Source organism: Acetatifactor muris (assembly GCF_024623325.1).
In the GTDB taxonomy this organism is placed as follows: domain Bacteria; phylum Bacillota; class Clostridia; order Lachnospirales; family Lachnospiraceae; genus Acetatifactor; species Acetatifactor muris.
Genome location: NZ_JANJZD010000003.1, coordinates 182,745 through 203,094, shown reverse-complemented (window position 1 = coordinate 203,094; position 20,350 = coordinate 182,745). Strand labels below are relative to the sequence as shown.

General features: G+C 51.5%; 17 protein-coding genes. All 17 read left to right on the top strand.

Annotation, left to right across the window (positions count from 1 at the left end; all coding sequences use genetic code 11):
- Positions 1-118: 118 nt before the first annotated feature.
- Positions 119-1,303: an ABC transporter ATP-binding protein gene (locus NSB25_RS04180; protein WP_242982291.1), complete on the top strand. Its 1,185-nt coding sequence runs from the start codon at positions 119-121 to the stop codon at positions 1,301-1,303.
- Positions 1,293-2,120 carry an ABC transporter permease gene (locus NSB25_RS04175; RefSeq protein WP_103238078.1) on the top strand — a complete coding sequence of 276 codons (828 nt, stop codon included), beginning with the start codon at positions 1,293-1,295 and terminating at the stop codon, positions 2,118-2,120. Before NSB25_RS04180 ends, NSB25_RS04175 begins: the two co-directional genes overlap by 11 nt.
- On the top strand, positions 2,117-2,926 hold the full coding sequence (locus tag NSB25_RS04170) for an ABC transporter permease (protein WP_103238079.1): 810 nt from the start codon (positions 2,117-2,119) through the stop codon (positions 2,924-2,926). Before NSB25_RS04175 ends, NSB25_RS04170 begins: the two co-directional genes overlap by 4 nt.
- A 66-nt stretch (positions 2,927-2,992) precedes the next feature.
- Positions 2,993-4,252, top strand: a complete 1,260-nt coding sequence (locus NSB25_RS04165; protein ID WP_242982284.1) for an ABC transporter substrate-binding protein — start codon at positions 2,993-2,995, stop codon at positions 4,250-4,252.
- Positions 4,253-4,720: 468 nt separating this feature from the next.
- Positions 4,721-5,689: an ABC transporter permease gene (locus NSB25_RS04160; protein WP_103238080.1), complete on the top strand. Its 969-nt coding sequence runs from the start codon at positions 4,721-4,723 to the stop codon at positions 5,687-5,689.
- Positions 5,690-5,701: 12 nt separating this feature from the next.
- Complete coding sequence (locus NSB25_RS04155; RefSeq protein WP_103238081.1) at positions 5,702-6,562, top strand: carbohydrate ABC transporter permease; 861 nt, start codon at positions 5,702-5,704, stop codon at positions 6,560-6,562.
- Between the two features lie 67 nt (positions 6,563-6,629).
- A complete protein-coding gene (locus NSB25_RS04150) occupies positions 6,630-6,767 on the top strand; it encodes a hypothetical protein (RefSeq protein ID WP_172454938.1) in 138 nt (45 codons plus the stop codon).
- The gene (locus NSB25_RS04145; RefSeq protein WP_146039965.1) at positions 6,730-8,277 is read left to right on the top strand and encodes an extracellular solute-binding protein; all 1,548 of its coding nucleotides are present in this window, start codon (positions 6,730-6,732) and stop codon (positions 8,275-8,277) included. The genes NSB25_RS04150 and NSB25_RS04145 overlap by 38 nt, the downstream gene beginning before the upstream one ends.
- A gap of 140 nt (positions 8,278-8,417) precedes the next feature.
- Positions 8,418-10,979, top strand: a complete 2,562-nt coding sequence (locus NSB25_RS04140) for a hypothetical protein (protein WP_103238083.1) — start codon at positions 8,418-8,420, stop codon at positions 10,977-10,979.
- A gap of 136 nt (positions 10,980-11,115) precedes the next feature.
- The gene (locus NSB25_RS04135; protein WP_103238084.1) at positions 11,116-13,341 is read left to right on the top strand and encodes a glycoside hydrolase family 88/105 protein; all 2,226 of its coding nucleotides are present in this window, start codon (positions 11,116-11,118) and stop codon (positions 13,339-13,341) included.
- 2 nt (positions 13,342-13,343) lie between these two features.
- Entirely contained in the window at positions 13,344-14,699 is a 1,356-nt protein-coding gene (locus tag NSB25_RS04130; RefSeq protein ID WP_146039966.1) for an FAD-dependent oxidoreductase, read from the top strand.
- A gap of 36 nt (positions 14,700-14,735) precedes the next feature.
- Positions 14,736-15,695: a DUF1861 family protein gene (locus NSB25_RS04125; RefSeq protein WP_103238086.1), complete on the top strand. Its 960-nt coding sequence runs from the start codon at positions 14,736-14,738 to the stop codon at positions 15,693-15,695.
- Positions 15,696-15,744: 49 nt separating this feature from the next.
- Positions 15,745-17,802: a glutaminase domain-containing protein gene (locus NSB25_RS04120; RefSeq protein ID WP_103238087.1), complete on the top strand. Its 2,058-nt coding sequence runs from the start codon at positions 15,745-15,747 to the stop codon at positions 17,800-17,802.
- Between the two features lie 142 nt (positions 17,803-17,944).
- Positions 17,945-18,409 carry a ribosome maturation factor RimP gene (locus NSB25_RS04115; protein WP_103238088.1) on the top strand — a complete coding sequence of 155 codons (465 nt, stop codon included), beginning with the start codon at positions 17,945-17,947 and terminating at the stop codon, positions 18,407-18,409.
- Between the two features lie 91 nt (positions 18,410-18,500).
- On the top strand, positions 18,501-19,760 hold the full coding sequence (gene nusA / locus NSB25_RS04110) for a transcription termination factor NusA (RefSeq protein ID WP_103238089.1): 1,260 nt from the start codon (positions 18,501-18,503) through the stop codon (positions 19,758-19,760).
- An 8-nt stretch (positions 19,761-19,768) separates the two neighbouring features.
- Entirely contained in the window at positions 19,769-20,041 is a 273-nt protein-coding gene (gene rnpM, locus NSB25_RS04105; RefSeq protein ID WP_103238090.1) for an RNase P modulator RnpM, read from the top strand.
- Positions 20,028-20,348, top strand: a complete 321-nt coding sequence (locus NSB25_RS04100; protein ID WP_103238091.1) for a L7Ae/L30e/S12e/Gadd45 family ribosomal protein — start codon at positions 20,028-20,030, stop codon at positions 20,346-20,348. Before rnpM ends, NSB25_RS04100 begins: the two co-directional genes overlap by 14 nt.
- The last annotated feature ends 2 nt before the right edge of the window (positions 20,349-20,350 follow it).

The window sequence follows — 20,350 nt, the reverse complement described above, 5'->3', positions numbered from 1 at the left end:
ATCCGCGGAAATGATTGACAAAAGCTTCGCTATCCCGTATATTTATTTCATTATGTCAGTGCTCGAAAAGTGTCGTATTCTGGCAGCTGTGCGGCACCTTGCAAAGGAGATTCCACTTTTGAAAAATACCATCATTTCCTTACAAAATATTACAGTATCTTATGACGGAGAACAGGTTCTGGGAGGATTTAACCTGGAGATACATGACGGGGAATTTGTCACGCTGTTGGGGCCCTCCGGGTGCGGCAAAACTACCGTGCTCCGCACCATTGCCGGCTTTATTAAGCCGGATGCCGGCGATGTGTTTTTTAATGACAGGAACATTACCGGCCTTCCTCCTCACAGGAGGGAGGTCAATACAATTTTCCAGAAGTACGCGCTGTTTCCGCATCTGAATGTATATGAGAATATTGCTTTCGGCATGCGCTTAAAAGGCCGCAGTGAGAAGGAGATCAAACAGACCGTTCACGAGATGCTGGCCATGGTCAATCTGACCGGTTACGCCCACAGAGGCATCGGTCAGCTTTCCGGCGGGCAGCAGCAGAGGGTAGCCATTGCCAGAGCTCTGGCCAACGAGCCGAAGGTTCTGCTGCTGGACGAGCCTCTGGGGGCGCTGGATTTGAAGCTGCGCAAGGACATGCAGGCTGAGCTGAAGAAAATACAGCAGCAGACGGGCATCACTTTTGTATTTGTCACCCATGACCAGGAGGAGGCGCTGTCCATGTCAGATACCGTGGTGGTCATGGACGGCGGTGTGATTCAGCAGATCGGCTCACCCACGGACATTTACAATGAACCGAAGAACGCCTTTGTGGCGGATTTCATCGGGGAGTCCAATATATTGGACGGCGTGATGCTGGAGGATTACGCAGTGCGGTTTGCCGGGCATACTTTCAGCTGCCTGGATGGCGGTTTCGGCAGAAATACTCCTGTGGACGTGGTAATTCGCCCGGAGGATATCAAAGTGGTCAAGCCGGATGCCACGCTGATCATCGGGGATGTCACTGCCGTCACCTTCAAGGGAGTACATTATGAAATTATTGTGGATGTGGCGGGCTTTAAGTGGATGATACAGTCCACGGAATGCCGGCAGGTAGGGGACCATATCGGACTGGCTCTGACTCCCGATGATATTCATGTCATGGAGAAATCCGAATACTCCGGCGTGTTTGGAGATTACAGTACTTTCAGCGATGAGATGGAAGAAGATATGAATGCTTCGGAGGAAGCAAAGGCTTCAGACGAAGAGGATGAGTTGACAGAAGCACAGGCGGAAAGGGAGGAGAAGGACGATGAAATCTAATTCCAGGCTTCTCTCCGCGCCTTACACTGTCTGGATGACAGTTTTTATTGTAGTGCCCATGCTGCTGGTGGGATATTTTGCCTTTACGGATAAGGCAGGCAGTTTTACCCTGGAAAACATTCTGAGTGTGGGGCAGTACTCCAATGTGTTTCTGCGCTCTATCTGGCTGGGGGCTGTGGCCACGGTGATTTCGCTGGGGCTGGGATATCCCTTTGCCCTGATTATCGCCAGAATGAATGCAAAGCGGCAGAATGTCATGGTGATGCTGGTGATGCTGCCCATGTGGATGAACTTCCTGCTGCGCACCTATGCCTGGATGACGCTTCTGGAGGACAATGGTCTCATCAATTCCGCGCTGGCTGCCGTAGGCCTGCCGCGGGTCCATATGATCAACACAGCGGGAGCGGTGGTTCTGGGGATGGTCTACAACTATATTCCTTATATGATTCTGCCCCTGTATTCGGTTCTGACCAAGATGGATCAGAGCGTGATTGAGGCCGCTCAGGACCTGGGCGCAAACGACAGGCAGGTTTTTCTGAAAGTGGTGGTTCCTCTGAGCATGCCCGGGGTTATCTCCGGTGTGACCATGGTGTTCGTGCCGGCGGTGAGTACCTTCATTATCTCGAAAATGTTGGGCGGAGGCGGCAATCTGCTGATCGGCGACCTGATTGACATGCAGTTTCTGGGCAGTGCCTACAATCCGAATCTGGGCTCTGCAGTCTCTCTGGTGCTGATGGTGATCATTCTCATCTGTATGGGGATTATGAATCAGTTTGATGACGGTGAAGCCAACGAAAAAGGGGGTATGCTGCTGTGAAAAAGATAAGCGGGCGCATTTACACCTTTCTCATATTCCTCTTTTTATATGCGCCGATACTGGTGCTCATTGTGTTTTCTTTCAATGACACAGATACCGGAAGCCGTGTGGTCTGGGGCGGGTTTTCCCTGCGCTGGTATCAGAAGCTGTTTGAAGATCGGCTGATATTGGAGGCTCTGCGCAATACACTGCTGATTGCGGTGGTGTCTGCAGTGATTTCCACAGTGCTGGGTACTGCGGCTGCCATCGGTATCAACAGTATGAAGCGGCTGCCCAGACGTATTATGATGAATATTACGAATTTTCCCATGGTGAATCCTGAGATTGTCACAGGCGTGTCGCTGATGCTTCTGTTCGTGTCCGCGGTGCGGCTGTTCGGAGGGCGCAGTCTGGGAATGGGGTCATTATTTGCCGCCCATATTACTTTCTGCCTGCCCTATGTGATTCTGTCTGTTCTGCCGAAGCTGCGTCAGATGGACCCTAACCTTTACGAGGCGGCTCAGGACCTGGGCTGTCCGCCGCTGAAAGCCTTTTTCAAGGTGGTGCTGCCGGAGATTATGCCTGGAATTGTGACAGGACTGATCATGGCGTTCACCCTCTCCATTGACGATTTTGTCATCAGCTATTTCACCAGCGGCACCACACAGACTCTGCCGATTTATATCTATTCCATGACCCGCAAGCGCATCAGCCCGGAGATCAATGCTCTGTCTACCGTGATGTTCGGGGCGGTGATGGTGCTGCTGATTATTATCAATGTCCGCAACGGGAAGGACCGGGACACGCCGGAGAGACAGGATGTCTGAGAGATATCCACGGCAGGTTCAGAACAGTCTTGAAATGGAATTATATCCGCAGGAGGTGTGAAGGGGATGAAGGGAAGAGAGAATTTCCATGGAAAGGTGTCGATTCATGGGAAGAGGAAGTTTCGCGGAAAAAGGCGAAGGGGCAGGTTCGGCGGCATTTTCTCCGGTCTGATGCTTCTTCTGGCATTGATGCCGGTGCAGAGAATTCAGGCACAGGAAGCTGCGGCTCCCGATCGGGGCGTAACCATAAATGTGTATAACTGGGGAGAATATATAGCCAACGGCACCGATGATTCTCTGGATGTAAATGCCGAATTTACCAGGCGCACAGGTATTCGGGTCAACTATACCACCTTCGACAGCAATGAATCGCTTTATTCCAAGCTGGTGGGCGGCGGTGCGGATTATGATGTGATTATTCCTTCCGATTACATGGTATCGAAGCTCATCCATGAGAATATGCTTGCCGAGCTGGACTTTTCCAATATACCGAATTACCAGTATATTGACGGGAGCTTTCGAAATCCGGATTATGATCCGGAAAATCGTTATTCCGTACCCTATACATGGGGAGTGGTGGGGCTGTTTTACAATACGGATTATATCGAGGAAGAGATTACCAGCTGGTCTGCCCTGTGGGATGACCGTTATGCGGGGAAGATTCTGATGTTCGACAATCCCAGGGACTCATTTGCCATTGCTCAGATTCTGCTGGGACAATCGCTGAATACCACGGACGAAAACGACTGGCTGGAAGCTGTCGCCCTTTTAAAGCAGCAGAAGCCTCTGGTACAGGCTTATGTGATGGACCGCATTTTTGATAAGATGGAAAGCGAAGAAGCGTGGATTGCGCCTTATTATTCCGGGGACGCCGCTATTCTGGTAGACAACAGTGAGAACATTCGGTTTGTGGTGCCGGAGGAGGGGACCAACTATTTTGTGGATGCCATGTGCATCCCGGCCACTTCCGTGCATAAGGCGGAGGCGGAGGCCTATATCAATTTCCTGTGTGATCCGGAGATTGCCGGCGAAAATATGAATTATGTGGGCTATTCTACTCCTGAGACAGCCGCCAAGGCGTATATGGACCAGGAAATGGTGGCGAGTCCGGTCCACTATCCGGACGAGGAAATTCTGGCCCGCACACAGGTATTTGTGAATCTGCCGGAAGATACCGGCAAACTGATAGACAGGCTCTGGGCCGAGGCGAAAATGGGAGGGCCGGGAGAGTCTGCGGTGCTGGTGGCTATCATACTGGGATTCCTGGCTGTGTACATTGCCATTATTGTAGGCAAACGGCGCAGACGAAAAAGGGAGCTGGCATAAACGTATGCCAGCTCCTTTTTCTATGCGCAGAAAAGCTGATTGCTCTGTTACAAAAAAATGCACCTGGACTGCAGAATACAACAGAAAAAATGTTTTAAATACAGGAAAAAACAGGGGGAGCTTCTACTTTTACTGTTGGTTTCGGCTACAGAGAGAAAAAATTACGAGAAAGTGAACTGTCAAAAGTGAATACAAATATAGACAAGATAAAAGCAGAATGCAACGTAATTTGTAGACAAGATGTATAGAGAAGTATAAGACAAGGCGAAATAAATAAAAAGTGCACAGAAAAGATACTTGTAATTTGTAGAATGCATACAGACAAAAAATATGTTTTAAATGTTGACGAGGTATCTCTGAAGTGCTATAATTTAGAACAGAAATTATGTTATAAATAAATGAAAAGACAATTGAATAAGGAAAAATGAGCTGTACTGAGTACGAACAAAGAGAGAATGGGGGTTGAGGATGAAGGACAGGCGAAATAATCTGCAAAAAAACAAACTGGCAAAGAACGATAAAAATATGCGTCCCCGGAAGGGTGTATTATCTTATATGCGTAGGCACTGGATATTTTATGCGATGCTGGCGCTGCCGATACTGTATTACTATCTGTTTTCCTACAGAGCCATGCCCGGAGTTGTAATCGCTTTTAAGAACTTTAACATGTTTAAGGGAATATGGGAGAGCCCCTGGGTGGGACTGGAATATTTTGAACGTGTGGCGCAGTCAAAAACCTTCTGGCTGTCCGTGCGCAATATGATGACGCTGAATATCCTGGGGTTGGTGCTGGGATTTCCGCTGCCCATTATCCTGGCACTGTTCCTGAATGAAATCAGCCGTGCCACATTTAAGAAGACAATACAGACAGTTATCTATCTGCCGCACTTTATTTCCTGGTCTGTGGTAGGCGGTATGATGTACCAGATTTTTGCTTCCTCCGGTCTGGTCAATACGATTATCAAAGGTATGGGAGGGCAGGCGGTTCCTTTTCTCTCCAGTAATGGATGGTGGATTTTTACTTATTTCATTGTAGGTGTCTGGAAGAGTATCGGATGGAACACCATCATCTATCTCTCGGCCATGACGGGAATCGATCAGGAAATCTACGAGGCGGCCCGGGTGGATGGATGTTCCCGGTTTCGGATGATGACGGCCATCACTGTTCCCTGTATCAAGGATACAGTTGCAATTATGCTGATTCTGGCGGTGGGCGGTCTGGCCAGCATCGGATTTGAACAGCCGTTTGTCATGCAGAACAGCACAGTAATGGAAGTGGCGGATGTGGTGAGTACCTTTGTATACCGTGTGGGCCTGGAACAGGGGAAATTCAGCATTGGTACGGCGGTAGGTCTTGCACAGTCAGTTATCAACTTTGCCCTGGTACTCAGCGCCAATGCAATCAGCAAGCGTGTATCCGGCAATGGTATCTGGTAGAGGAGGGAAAGCATGAAGGATAAGGTGTTTAAAGTATTTACAGTGCTTATAGTGGTTTTCGTCGGATTGTGCTGTCTGATTCCCTTTCTGCACATTGTGGCAATGTCCTTTTCCAATAAGACGGCTGTCATGCGGGGGGATGTGTTCCTCTGGCCGATAGGCTGGGATTTGTCTGCCTACAAGGCGGTGTTTAACAATAAGGGACTGATGGATTCCATGTGGTTCACCCTGTTTCTGACTCTGGTGCACACTTTAATCTGTCTGGTGATGACGATTCTGTGTGCGTATCCCCTGTCGCGGCCGGGGCTGAAATTCAAGTCAGTTCTGCTGATTTACATCCTTTTTACCATGTATTTCAGCGGCGGCATGATTCCGGGATACCTGAATATCAAGTCGCTGGGACTGCTCAACAATTTCTGGGTATTGATTCTGCCGGGTATGTTGTCTACCTACAACATGATTCTGATGAAAAGCTTTTTCCAGTCCATGCCCAGAGAACTGGAAGAGTCGGCCTATGTGGACGGCGCCAATGATCTGGTGGTATTGATAAGGATTGTGCTTCCTCTGGCAAAAGCCATGCTGGCTACCATCGCTCTGTTCTATGCGGTGGGACGATGGAACGGCTTTATGGATGCAATTCTGTACATCAATGATGAGAGTCTGTATACCATTCAGGTGCGGCTGCGCCAGCTGATACAGGCCAGCCAGGTGAGTACGATGCTGGAGGATATTCCGGAGATGAAGGCGGACCTCATTGCGGAGACGGTGAAGGCTTCCTGTCTGGTGTTCAGTATGATTCCGGTCATGGTGATCTATCCCTGGCTTCAGAAATATTTTGTCAAGGGCGTCATGATTGGCTCTGTGAAAGGGTAGAAGGGTTATTCTGCCGATAATCGGCAAATACATAAAAATAAAATTCAATTTAAGGAGGTACTGTTTTATGAGGAAGTTTTTATCTATGACGCTGGCGGCGGCACTGGTACTTGGTCTCACGGCCTGCGGAGATTCCGGCGAAGCATCGGGAAGCGCCAGCGGTTCCGGTGCCGGAAATCAGACCGGGGGGGGTAGAAGCAGGTGAGGGAAATCAGGAGACACCTGCGGAGGCCACAACGCTTTCCGTTATGATGTATGACCGCGGCAATACCACGGAAACCTATGGTTCCGCCACAGATAACTACTGGACGCACTGGGTACAGAAAGAGTTCGGAGATCCCAACAATATCACCGTGACTTTTGTCCCTGTGCCCCGCTCTCAGGATGCGGAGAAAGTGAATACCCTGATGGCAGGCGACGAAGCCCCTGACATTATCTTCAGCTATGACAGCAATATGATCATGCAGTTCGGTAAGGATGGCGGTCTGGTGGAGCTGAGTGATCTGATTCAGCAGTATGGACCCAATCTCCAGGAGAATCTGGAGGAGACAATGTCCTATGGACAGTCAGAGGGAAATCAGTGGGCAATCGTAGCGAGACGGCCTAATGTGGGCTGGCACAGTATGTATATCCGCAAGGACTGGCTGGATGGAATAGGCTATACCCTGCAGACGGATGCAGATGGAATTTATCATATGAGTATAGAGGATTTCACAGATCTGCTTCATCAGTTTAAGGATCTGGATCCCTCAGGCCAGGGAAGCGAGATGTTCCCTCTGGGTCTGATCGGCGCATGGAGCGCAGGTCTGGCTGACACTATCATCAAGGCCTTCATAGACACGCCGAATCTGACGGATGAAATGCATGCCTGCTACAATGATATGTTCTGGCCCGGATATAAGGAAGGGGTACGCTACCTGAACCAGCTGTATAATGAGGGGCTGGCAGACCCGGATTTCATGGTAGATACCGATACTTCTTACACATCCTTTAATGGTCTGCTCAGCAACGGCCGTATCCTGGCTTTCGGTCATGACGCGGCGGAGGTTACCGGTGTGAAGGCTCTGTATGAGACGGATTCCGACGCAGAAGTAGTTCCTTTCTATCTGGACAATGTAAACGGCGAACAGTTCAACAGAGTATATGCCCCCACCGGTATGTACATCGCAGTTCCCGCTACCTGCAAGAATCCTGAAAATGCCATCAAATATCTGGATTGGCTTTCTGTGTGGGACGTTGCGAAAGTGTTCCACTATGGATTTGAAGGAGTGCATTACAATCTGGAGGGAGATACCATCGTAACCATTCCCTATACAGATGAGGAAAAGGCTGCATCCGAATATGACTTTGAACGCATTACCGTAGGTGATTTCATGCTTGTCTATAACGGCAAACCTTATGGATATAAAGAATCTACAGAAGGAATGGACGAAGTGACGGCCAAGATGAAGAAGCTGGCTTATGACGCCTTCATTGCCGCGGAGGTCGGCGGGCAGGCAGACTATTACTTCCAGGGAATCAAGACAGAAGCCGACGAGAAGTATGCAGGCCTTCTGCCCGGTCTGACAAGCGAGCTGCCCACCCTGATTACCTGTAAACCGGAAGAATTCGATTCCACCTATGACAAGATACTGAATGATTATCTGCAAGCCGGTGGACAGGAAGTCATCGATCAGAAGATTGACCTTTACAAAGAGCTGGAAGCAGCAAAATAATTCCCATACATTACAGAGAAACGCAGGTATGCATTCGGTGCGGCTTGCGTTTTCTGTGCCCTGGAGAGAATAAAACAGTCACTGCCCGCGTTCTGGGTACAATACGGGCAGTGACGGAACTGGAATGGAGGCAAATACATATGCTGAATACATATTTTAATCAAAAGCTGGTTCCGGGCAAGCCCATCCGTCCCTTTATGGTGGCGGGAGTCCTGGAAAAGGACTATCGTGGAGAGCGCACGGGTCAGGCCATGCGGGCCTGTGTGGAGGAGGCGCTGGTACAGGCTCAGGAGGATTTCGCGCAGAAAGCATTCCGGGAATTTGATTCCTTTACGCTCTGTGGGATGGAGGGAAAATGGACCGTATGCGACGCCCAGTCCCCCAGATATGCGGACGGACACTATTATATCATGGAGAAACTGGCGCTGATGCCCATTTACCTGGAGCTGGAGAGCGAATGCGACCAGGAGATCACAGTGAGGATACAGGAGTGCAGACTTATCATGCTTCTGAACGGCAGCACTGTATACAATAATACGGATATTCATGCAAGGAAACGTCCCCGCCGCTATGTGTTTGAACATGTGGTGAATCCCAACTGCGAGATGGTGACATTGAAACTGCGGGCAGGCAGGAATACCCTGATTGCCGTCACGGGAAAGGTGGACCGTGGAACCGGGATCAGCTTCAGTATGGAGCTGGTTTTCTGCAGTGCTGCCGTGAGCGCCGGGGTACCGCTCAATATGGCGGAGGAAGTGCGGGGAGAGATCTTCCGCAGTCAGCTGGAAACCCATCTGGAAGACGACAGCTATGTGCTGGGGGAAACGCCGAAGGTACATGTGGGCGGATATCCTCTCTCTCACTGTCTGGTGGAACTGCAGGTTTCGTCTGCGCAGGAGAAGGATTTGTTCTCGGCTGTCATCGGAATCGGAGATAATGAGGAGAACGGGGCGGACAGAGAGGGAAATGTCGCCCTGGAGGGAGTTGGTGAGACGGGTGAGTATTCGGTGCATATGGCCTGGAAGCTGCCTGACGGCACCTTGTTGACAGAGAAGACGCTGAGCTTTTCCCTGATGCAGACTATGGAGCCCTTCCCCGGCTGGGAGCATTTTGAAGAGAGAAGACAACAGACCCTGGAGCGTCTGGCAGAGCGGGGGAATGCCCTGGGACTGTATCGTCTGGGCCGTGCCGGAGAGATCGATCAGGATAAAATCAAAGCCATGTGCCATAAGATCGAGACCAGAGCGGACTGTGCCGATTTTGATCTTCTGCCCTTACTGTGGCTGATGTGGGAGGACAGAGGCGCAGGGCTGCTGGACAGAGAGATTGTACAGATGGTGAAGGAGGCGGCTCTGGGATTCCGGTACTGGGTGGATGAGCCGGGAACTTCTTCCATGTTCTATTGCTCGGAGAATCACCGTATCGGCTTTCATGTGTGTGAGTATCTGGCGGGACTTCTGTATCCGGAAGATATCTTCACCAACTGCGGCCAGAATGGCATGTATCACTCCCTGAAGGGACGCATGCATCTGGTGGAATGGCTGAATCAGCGCTGCCGCGCAGGTTTTGATGAACCGCATTCGGACTCTTATCTGCCGGTGACACTGTCTGCGCTTCTGGTGCTGCGGGAAGTGCTTCCCATGGAAGAATATCCCCTGCGCAATATGGTGAATGTGCTTCTGGACTTTATGACCTTTATCTTTGCGGTAAGCAATTTTGACGGTGTGATGGCCACGCCCAGAGGACGCAGCTACAATAAACCGCTGAGGAGCAGACTTTCCAGCGGGATCAACGGACTGTTCTGGCTCTATTTCGGCAATGCGCCTGCAAATGTGGATTTTGCCCACCAGGAGATGGCATTCAGCTATTATGTGCCGCCCAGGGCGCTTTGCGAACTGGCGGATAACTTTACGCCGGCCACTTTTACCTTTAAAGAAGGTATCATGCACTTTGACAAGCATAACGCGGACTTCACCATCCGCCGCACACCGGAGTACATGATCGGCGGTGTACGGGACCACAATGTGGGAATGTGCGATATGCACTTTATTTCCGCTATGATTGTCCTTCCCGGAGACATTTCTCTGTTCTTCTCGTCGCCCAACAATGTGGCGGAGGGCAGCGGACTGCGTCCGGATTACTGGGCCGGTCAGGCGTTTCTGCCCCGGGTGCTGATGCATGGACGTACGCTGGCGGTGATATGGCACAATGTGAACAATCCGGATATCTGGATGACCCACTGTCATTTCAACGCAAGGAAGTTTGATGAAGTGGTGTCCGAAGCGGGATGGACTTTCGGCCGCAAGGGGGAAAGCTATGTGGGGATTTACTCCAGTGCGCCTCATTCTTTCCGCAGGGAAGGAAGTTACGCCGGAAGAGAGCTGGTCTGCGACGGCAATGAGACCGTGTGGCTGGCAGAGTGCGGCAGCAGACGGGAAGACGGCAGCTTTGAAGACTTCAGGAAGAAGATGCTCGGGGCCAGGATCGCTCAGGAGGGAGAGCAGTTCCTGTTCGTTTCTCCGGGCAGCGGCAGGCTGGAATTCGGGCTGACAGAAGGCTTCCTGGCGGACGGACAGCCTGTGGAGATACCGGATGATCTGGTATCCTGTCCCTATCTGCATTCCCGCTATGGCAGCGGCCGTTTTAACTATACATGTCCCGGATTTACAGTTACGCAGTGGACGTATCCGGCAAGTGAGTAAAATGTTACCGGTCAGGTGTATCATGGAACTGAAAAGCATGGAATACACCTGACCGAATATGTAATGACTTCCCTGTTGAAAAGCAGGAAGCCTGATTTTAACTGGTATATGTGCAATACACGGGAGAGGTAAACATATGAATGAAATTCTTCAGAGAGAAGATTCGGCCTATGAAAAAGGATTTCGGGAGCCGGAGGAGGTCATTCGTCTGATCAGTGAGAGGATGCTGGTGCATCGGGCGCGGGTGGAATTGACGTTGCGTCCTTATATAAAACAGGAGCATATGGCGCTGACACCGATTTCTCAGATGGCAGAGCTGGATCTGGATCGGACTTATCCCCAGGGACGTCCGGGGGATATAGCCTATATCAGGACCTGGGCCATGGCGGACAGAGACTCGGAGGCAGCGCTGACAATTGCAGGAAATGCAAAAATCTGGCTGAACGGCCAGGAGGTTTACAACAGAGAAGCACTGGATAAACCTTTGTCTGCGGTGAAGGGAGAAGCCGAGTACACCATAGTGAATGTCCGGCTTAGGCAGGGGAAAAACGATTTGCTGATGAAATGTATAAAGGGAGAGAACAACTGGGGGCTTCTGCTCTATATTGCCTATCCCCGCTACCCCTTCCGATGGACCAGGGACTACCTTCTGTCAGTGCGTCCCACCCTGCCCTTTGAACAGATGGATGGGTCGGAAGGATTTGCGCACATTGGACCGCTGCCCGGGGATGCCGATACCCGTCATCTGCAGGAAGCCATTGAGCGGGGGGAGATCGGGTATGATGACAGACTGCAGCTGTCTTCCGGCGGGAGAGTCCGGTGGGAGCCCAGGTGGAGAGAGGAGTGTCTGGAGAACCATGTGGATTTCGCGGAAGTGTACGGTGACAGGGAAGGCTGTGCGTACGCGCTGAGCCATGTGCAGAGCAGAGACGGGGAAACATATGTGCTGCGGCTGGCCGCTTCCGGCAGCGCCCGTGTGTTTATACGGGGAAAAGTCCATGAAATTCCCGGTGGAAGAGAGACGGAGATTTCCATTGCGGGAAGCGGTAAAGAGACAGAAATTCTGGTAAAACTGCCCCGCACAGGCAAGGACTGGTGGATGGACTGCGCTGTGTGGTCGGAGACGGGGAAAGCGGTAAACGGTGTCCCTTTTGTACAGATCGGGAACAGGGGAGCCGCACGCTGGATTGTGACGGGACCTTATGTGACGGAGGTTGGGGATCCCCTGAGGGTTCCTTTTGCGCCGGAGCGGAAGATACAGTTCCAGCGCCCTTATCCGCTGGGGAACTATGAGCATGGCTTCTGGCGTCTGCCCCAGAGAGAGGTCTATATCAGACCTTATCGGGATGGCATCTTTTTCGGACAGTGGTTCTATGCGGTGCAGGTGGGGCTGCACGGTCTGATGCATGCGGCGAAGACCACCGGAAACATGGAGCATCTTCAGTATTATCTGGACAGCATCCAGACCATGGCGGATTATTTTGACTACAAGGACTGGGATAAGGAACAGTTTGGGGATCCCACGCTGACGCCCAGAGCCTGGGGGCTTCCGGACCTGGATGCCTGCGGTACCATCGGCGTCTCCCTGATTGAGACTTACGAGATGACGGGAAATCCGGCGCTGCTTCCGGTGATTCGCGCTGTGGGGGATGCGGTGATGAACCATATACCCAGATTCCCGGACAGGACTTATTTCCGCGTCAGGACCATGTGGGCGGATGATTTGTATATGAGCTGTCCTTTTCTTGCACGGCTGTATCGTCTCACAGGAGAGCAGAGATATGAGGAAGAGGTTCACCTGCAGGTGGAAGGTTTTCGGAAACGGCTCTGGATAGAGGAGGAACAGATTTTTTCCCATATCTATTTCCCGGAGGAAGAGCAGATGAGCGGGATCCCCTGGGGACGGGGAAACGGCTGGATTGCGGTGACGCTCACTGAAATTTTGTCTCTTCTGCCCCGGGAGAATCCGCGCTGGGAGGAAGAACTGCAGCTGTATCGGAGATTTATGCAGGGAATTCTGGCCTGCCAGGATCCTTCCGGAATGTGGCATCAGGTGCTCAATCGGCCGGATTCCTACCAGGAGACATCCTGTACGGCCATGTTTCTGCTGAGCATGGCCCGGGGGGTTAACCGGGGATGGCTGGAGGCGGAAGCCTGTCTGCCATGTATCAAAAAGGCCTGGACTGCGCTGCTGCAGTATTCTGTGGACGCCGTGGGGGATGTGTATGGCGTGTGCCTGGGATCAGGCTGCGCGAAGGATGCAGAATATTATAAACAGCTGCCCGCGAAGAAAAACGACGACCACGGCACCGGCATTGTGATGATGGCGGCGGCTGAGATGATGAAATTAGGCGATTGCTGACCTTGCGGAAAACAAGATATCCTGAGAAAGGGAAGAAAATGGACAGTTTCAGCTATCAGAGAGAGATACCTGTAAAATATGAAGTGGATGTGTTTGTGGGAGGAGGCGGCCCGGCGGGTGTGACTGCGGCGGTTGCGGCGGCCAGAGCGGGCAGCAGCGTGATGCTGGCGGAAAATACCGGCAGCTTCGGAGGAATGGGCACCGTTGGGCTGGTGCCTGCCTATATGCAGATAACGGATGGGATTCATCTGTTATGTGCTGGTCTGGGCAAGGAGATTCTGGACCGGCTCTACGGTGATAAGACCGGAAAATACTGCAGAAAAATGGGAATCCATAAGGAGACTTTAAAGCGGGTATATGACGGGCTGATCACAGATGCCGGGGTCGAATATCAGCTGATGACCAGAATCGTGGATGTAAAAGCGGAGAACGGTCGGGTGGAATATGTGATTCTTGCAGCGAAAGAAGGTCTGTATGCCGTGAAGGCAAAGGTATACATTGACTGTACCGGTGACGGGGATTTATGTGTGATGGCAGGTGCCGGTTATCGGGAAGGTGACGAAAACGGAAGGACTATGCCGTCCACATTATGCTCTTACTGGACCAATATTGACTGGAAGCAGGCAGAGGGAATTGACCAGAGCTCCTGTCTGGAACAGGCCTTTGAGGAGCAGCTGTTTGAACAGGAGGACAGGCACCTGCCCGGAGTCTGGCAGGTGGGAGAGCATGAGGGAGGCGGGAACTGCGGACACGCTTATGATGTGGACGCACTGAACACCACCCAGGTTTCCCGGGCGATGGTACACCAGCGCAGAATCCTGCCACAGTATGAAATGTATTATCAGAAATACGTGCCGGGATTTCGAAACGCCGTGCTGGTGGGCACGGCGGATGTGCTGGGGATACGTGCATCCAGAAGGATTGAGGGAGACTATGTGCTGTCTGTGGAGGACTATGAGAAGAGAGCGGTTTTCGAGGATGAAATAGGGAGGTATGCATATCCGATCGACATTCATCCGCCTATGGGAGCCGATAATTTCAGACGGTTTTCCGAGGAGTATAATAAAAAGTACCGGTATGGCAAAGGGGAAAGTTACGGCATTCCCTACAGGAGTCTGGTGGTCAGGAACTTCGACAATCTGCTTGTGGCGGGAAGGTGTGTCAGTTGTGATCATTATGTACAGGCGTCCATACGCGTGATGCCGGGCTGCTATATCATGGGCCAGGCGGCGGGGACGGCGGCTCACCTTGCGGCTGCCGGAGACTGTGCGGCCAGGGAGATTCCGGTGCGGAAGCTTCAGAAGATGTTGGCGGATAACGGATGTTACCTGCCCAATTACGCAGATGCCGTGCAGTGACAGAACAATGAAGGAAGAAGAGGAACGAGGAAAAGTATGGATATCAGAGAGATGAGAGAGAATTTTGACCGGCAGGGACCGGTTTACGAGAGCCATCTGCTGACCTTTGAAGGGGTAGACGGATACGATGTCTACAATACATCGGTTCCTTTCAGGTATGAAGGAAAAAGATATCTGTTCGGGAGAGTGGAGCGCAGGGAAGAATGGGCGAACTCCACGGTGCGCCTCTTTTCAGAGAAGGGGAAGGACATCTGGGAGATAGTGCCGGAATCCATGATTTACCAGCTGGAGGACCCCTTTGTGGTGAAACTGCAGGGCGACTTTGTGCTGGGAGGGACGAGAGTGGACTATTCCAGAGGAAAGCTTGCCGGATTCTGCGGTGTGTTTTATACGGGAAAGGATCCTTTTAACCTGCGCTACTACACCACGGGACCAAAAGGCATGAAGGACATCCGGATGGTGGAATTGGAAGACGGACGGATCGGGGTATTCTCCAGACCCAGGGGAGAGCATATCCGGCAGGTTTACGGAAGCGAATCCGTGGTGGGGTTTACAGTTATCAATGATATCAGTGAGCTGGATGAGAAGGTGCCGGAACGGGCGAGAGTTGTGGAGGGCCTTTTTGAGAAGAATGAGTGGGGAGGCTGCAATCAGTGCTTTGGGCTGGAAGGGGGGAAGACAGGCGTGATCGGACACAGATGCTACCATGAGAAGCGCAGCGGCATCGATCAGCAGGTTTATCTGAACATTGCTTTTGTGTTCGATCCGGAGACTTATCAGGCATCTGATATTAAGGTCATCGGTACAAGGAAAAGCTATCCGGCCCAGCCTGAAAAGAGAGCGGATCTTGCAGATTGTGTATTTTCTTCCGGCATCCGGCTTCGGGAGGACGGAAGGGCGGACCTCTACAGCGGTGTCGCGGATACCGCGGAAGGAAGGATTGTGATCGCAGATCCTTTTGAGGGGAAATATCGTTCCCCGGAACAAATGAAATGAGAGGTACTGAAATGAGAGGTACTTGCGGAACCAGAACAGGAGGGCAAAGATGAACAATGAGAAAAAACAAACAGGGGCCGGCCGGCTTCCGGCACATCCCCTGATTACCTGTGATCCATACTTTAATATATGGTCGGGAAGCGACAGACTGTATGAGGCGGATACCATGCATTGGACAGGCAGAAGAAAGCGAATCAGAGGTCTGGTCAGGATTGACGGTACAGAGTATCGTTTTATGGGACGGGGCGAAGCCCGGCCCATGGAACAGACGGATGTGGAGGTGACGACATTTTCCACAAAGTACCGTTTTGAAGCCGCGGGAGCGGCGCTGACAGTCAGCTTCTGGACACCGCTGCTTCTGGACGATTTGGATGTGCTTTCCAGACCATGCTCCTATCTGGATATGGAAGTCTGTTCTCTGGACGGGAAAGCGCACCGGGCGGAGGTGAGATGGGAATTTGCAGGGGAGTTGTGCTGTGACAGAAATCAGACAGAGAAAATCGGCGGCGGCAGTTTCAGCCTGGAGCAGGCACAGGCCGCATGGCTTGGTCTGAGGGAACAAAGCCCTCTGGGACACAGCGGGGACAGCATTACCATTGACTGGGGATATCTGTATCTGGCGGCGGAGAGAGCGGCTGGCGGGAAGGTGGATTATGTTCCGGAGAGGCACTGTCTGAGCGCGGAGTTTACTTTTTCCGTGAAGGGCGGAGCAGGCGAGAGTGCTTCTCTGGTGGCAGCCTATGATGATATTGCGTCTGTCAACTATTTCGGCAGGATACTTCCCGGTTATTGGGCCAGACAGGGGAAAACAATACTCCAGGCAATCGGGGAAGCCGTTGCTGAGAGGGCGGCTCTGCGGGAGAGATGCGGAGTGTTTGAAGAGCGGCTGACCCGGGAGACAGAGGCGTTTGGAGAGGCTTATACGAAGATCTGTATGGCAGCTTACAGGCAGTCTGTTGCAGCACACAAGCTGATTGCCGATGAGAACGGCAGGGTGGTGTTCATCTCCAAAGAATGTCATTCCAATGGCTGTGCAGCTACAGTGGACGTAACTTATCCCTCCACACCGCTGTTCTTTCTGTATAATCCGGAGCTGGTGCGTGCCATGCTGAGACCGGTGCTGCGGTTTGCCGGCATGCCTGTGTGGAATTACGATTTTGCACCTCACGACGTGGGCCGTTATCCCTATGTGACCGGGCAGGTATACGGCCTGGCATCTTACCGGCAGGCAGCCCGGGAACTGGGCGGCGGAGAAGAAGAGGGCCATGTCTATCCCATGTTCTATCAGATGCCGGGAAATGTGGATGTATACTGCTATGAGAATCAGATGCCGGTAGAGGAATGCGGCAATATCCTGATTCTGGCAGCGCAGCTGGTGAGACAGGAGCCGGAGGAAGGAAGAGAGATCTGGCAGGATCATCTCCCCCTGTATGAAAAGTGGGTGAAGTATCTCCTGCAATACGGAAGCGACCCGGAGGAACAGCTGTGTACAGACGATTTTGCGGGACATCTGGGGCATAATGTGAACCTTGCCGTCAAGGCGGTTATGGGTGTGGAGGCTTATTCGATTCTGATGCGGGCTGCGGGAAGAGAAGAGGAAGCCGCACAGTATCATGACAGGGCGGCTGAAATGGCAGCAGATGTGGTGAGCAGAGCTTTTTCTGTGGATCATACGAAACTGACCTTTGACGGTGACGCAGAAAGCTGGAGTCTGAAGTACAACGCAGTATGGGATCTGATCTTCGGCTCCGGTCTCTGGGAGCCGGAATTTTATGAGAAGGAATCCCGCTACTATCGCGAAAAGTGTAATATTTACGGTGTGCCTCTGGATTTCAGGGCGGAATACGGCAAGAGTGACTGGATGATGTGGGCGGCGGCCATGGATGCCGGAGGAGAGAACACAGAAGTCTTTGCCCGGTGTATTCTGAAGTTCCTGGAGGAGAGCTCCGGCAGAGTTCCCTTTGCGGACTGGTACGAGACCGTCAGCGGAAAACCTCACGGCTTCCAGAACCGCACGGTACAGGGAGGAATCTTCATGCCGCTGCTTCTGCGCAGAAAAGAACAGGGAGGGAAGGCTGTTTTTTACAAGTCGTCAAAAAAGTGTTGACATTTCCTGAATTTGGGTTTATACTTTATTTCGGTAATGATGATTGATAGAGTAAGAGTGGCTTACAGGCCACTCTTACTTGCATGTTAGAAGCTTTTATCAGGCAGGCGGCGGATAGAAGCGAGGCAACAGGAGGCCGAAAATGTCCCGCAGAGAAGATTATGAGACAAGGACAGAGAAACTGTTGACACCCATCGCGGAGGCAAACGGTGTGACGATATATGACATTGAGTATGTGAAGGAGGGCAGCGACTATTATCTGCGCGCTTACATAGATAAGCCGGAGGGTGTGAACATTCAGGACTGCGAGAATGTCAGCCGTGCCTTATCGGAAGAACTGGACAGGGAGGACTTTATTGCGGATGCCTATATCCTGGAAGTCAGCAGTCCGGGCCTGGGGCGCATCCTGAAAAAGGACAGACATCTTACGTCGGCTGTGGGGCGGGAAGTGGAGGTTAAACTGTTCAGAGCTGTGGACAAATGCAGGGAGTTTTCAGGTGTGCTGGAGCAGTTTGACGGAGAGAGTGTCACTATTCTGGACGGCGATGAAAAGAGGACTTTTAAGCGCGGAGATATTGCAGTGATCCGCCTGGCGCTGGATTTTTGAGACAGGCGGATCCGGGGAATCCCGCTTTTGGATGGATAATATTTGAATACTGGAGATACAGAATTGGCAGACAGCCGGAATGGAGGAAATGATGAACAAGGAATTAATGGAGGCTCTTGATATTTTGGAAAGGGAGAAGGAAATCAGCAAGGAAACCTTATTTGAGGCGATTGAGAATTCACTGTTGACTGCCTGTAAGAATCATTTTGGCAAGGCGGATAACGTACATGTGGAAATCGACCGGGAGACCTGCGATTTTCTGGTTTATGCAGAGAAAGAAGTAATGCCCTCTGCAGACGAGGTGGAGGACAGTGTCCTTCAGATTTCCCTGGAAGATGCAAGGGAGATTTCCTCCGCGGCACAGGTTGGCGATATGCTCCATGTGGAGATTAAGTCAAAGGAATTCGGCCGTATCGCAACTCAGAATGCCAAAAATGTTATCTTACAGAAAATCCGCGAGGAAGAGCGAAGCGTTATCTATAATCAGTATTATGAGAAAGAAAAAGATGTGGTTACAGGCGTGGTACAGCGTTACCTGGGGAAAAATATCAGTATTAATCTGGGGAAAGCCGATGCCATGCTGAATGAGAGCGAACAGGTGAAAGGGGAAGTGTTCCGGCCTACAGAGCGTATCAAAGTATATATTCTGGAAGTGAAAAACACGCCGAAGGGGCCCCGCATTAACGTGAGCCGAACCCATCCGGAGCTGGTAAAGCGGCTGTTTGAATCGGAGGTTACGGAGATTAAGGACGGCACGGTGGAAATCAGAAGCATCGCCCGGGAGGCGGGCAACCGGACGAAGATTGCCGTGTGGAGCAATAATCCCAATGTGGATGCGGTGGGCGCCTGTGTGGGTATGAACGGTGCAAGAGTAAATGCCATTGTGGATGAGCTGCGGGGGGAGAAGATAGACATTGTGAACTGGGATGACAACCCGGGCAATCTGATTCAGAACGCGTTGTCTCCGGCAAAGATTGTGGCTGTATTTGCAGATCCGGATGAGAAGACGGCGAAGGTGGTAGTGCCGGATTATCAGCTGTCTCTGGCCATCGGCAAGGAGGGGCAGAATGCCAGACTGGCCGCCAGACTGACCGGTTACAAGATTGACATCAAGTCGGAGACCCAGGCGAAGGATGCCCCCGGATTCCGATATGAGGATTACATCGAGGAAGATTACGACGAATACGGGGATTATGAAGAGGAAGAATACGAAGCATACGATTCTTCGGAGGATCTGACGGCAGCGGAGATATTTGAAGAGACGGAAGAGCCGGTGTACGCGGAAGAATATGAAGAGCCTGCAGATGCGGAAGCGTATGGAGATATGGAAGATCTGACAGACGGGGAGTAAAGAATTATATGGCAAAAAAGATTCCTTTGAGGCAGTGTGTGGGCTGCGGGGAGATGAAAGGGAAGCGGGACATGATGCGTGTTCTGAAAACCTCCGAAAATGACATATGTCTGGATATAACAGGCAAAAAGAACGGAAGAGGCGCATATGTTTGTAAAAGCAGGGAATGTCTGCTGAAGGCCAGAAAAAATCACGGCCTGGAGCGTTCCTTCAAAATGGGTATTCCGGATGAAGTGTATGACACTTTGGAAAGGGAGTTTGAGAATCTTGAGACAGAATAAGATTTTATCGCTTTTGGGAATTGCCATGAGAGGACGCAGGCTGGTCAGCGGTGAATTTCAGACACTGGAAGCAATTAGAAAAGGCTCCGCCATGCTGGTAATCATTGCGGAGGATGCGTCGAACAATACCAAAAAGCTGTTTGCTGATAAGTGCTCCTATTACCATGTTCCGCTGGAATGTTACGGAACAGGAGATGAACTGGGAAGGGCTGTCGGGAAAGATTTGCGGTCGTCGTTGGGCGTGTGTGATGCGGGATTAGCGGATGCGATTATCAAACAACTGAAAGAGAAGCAAAGCGCCGTTTAGGC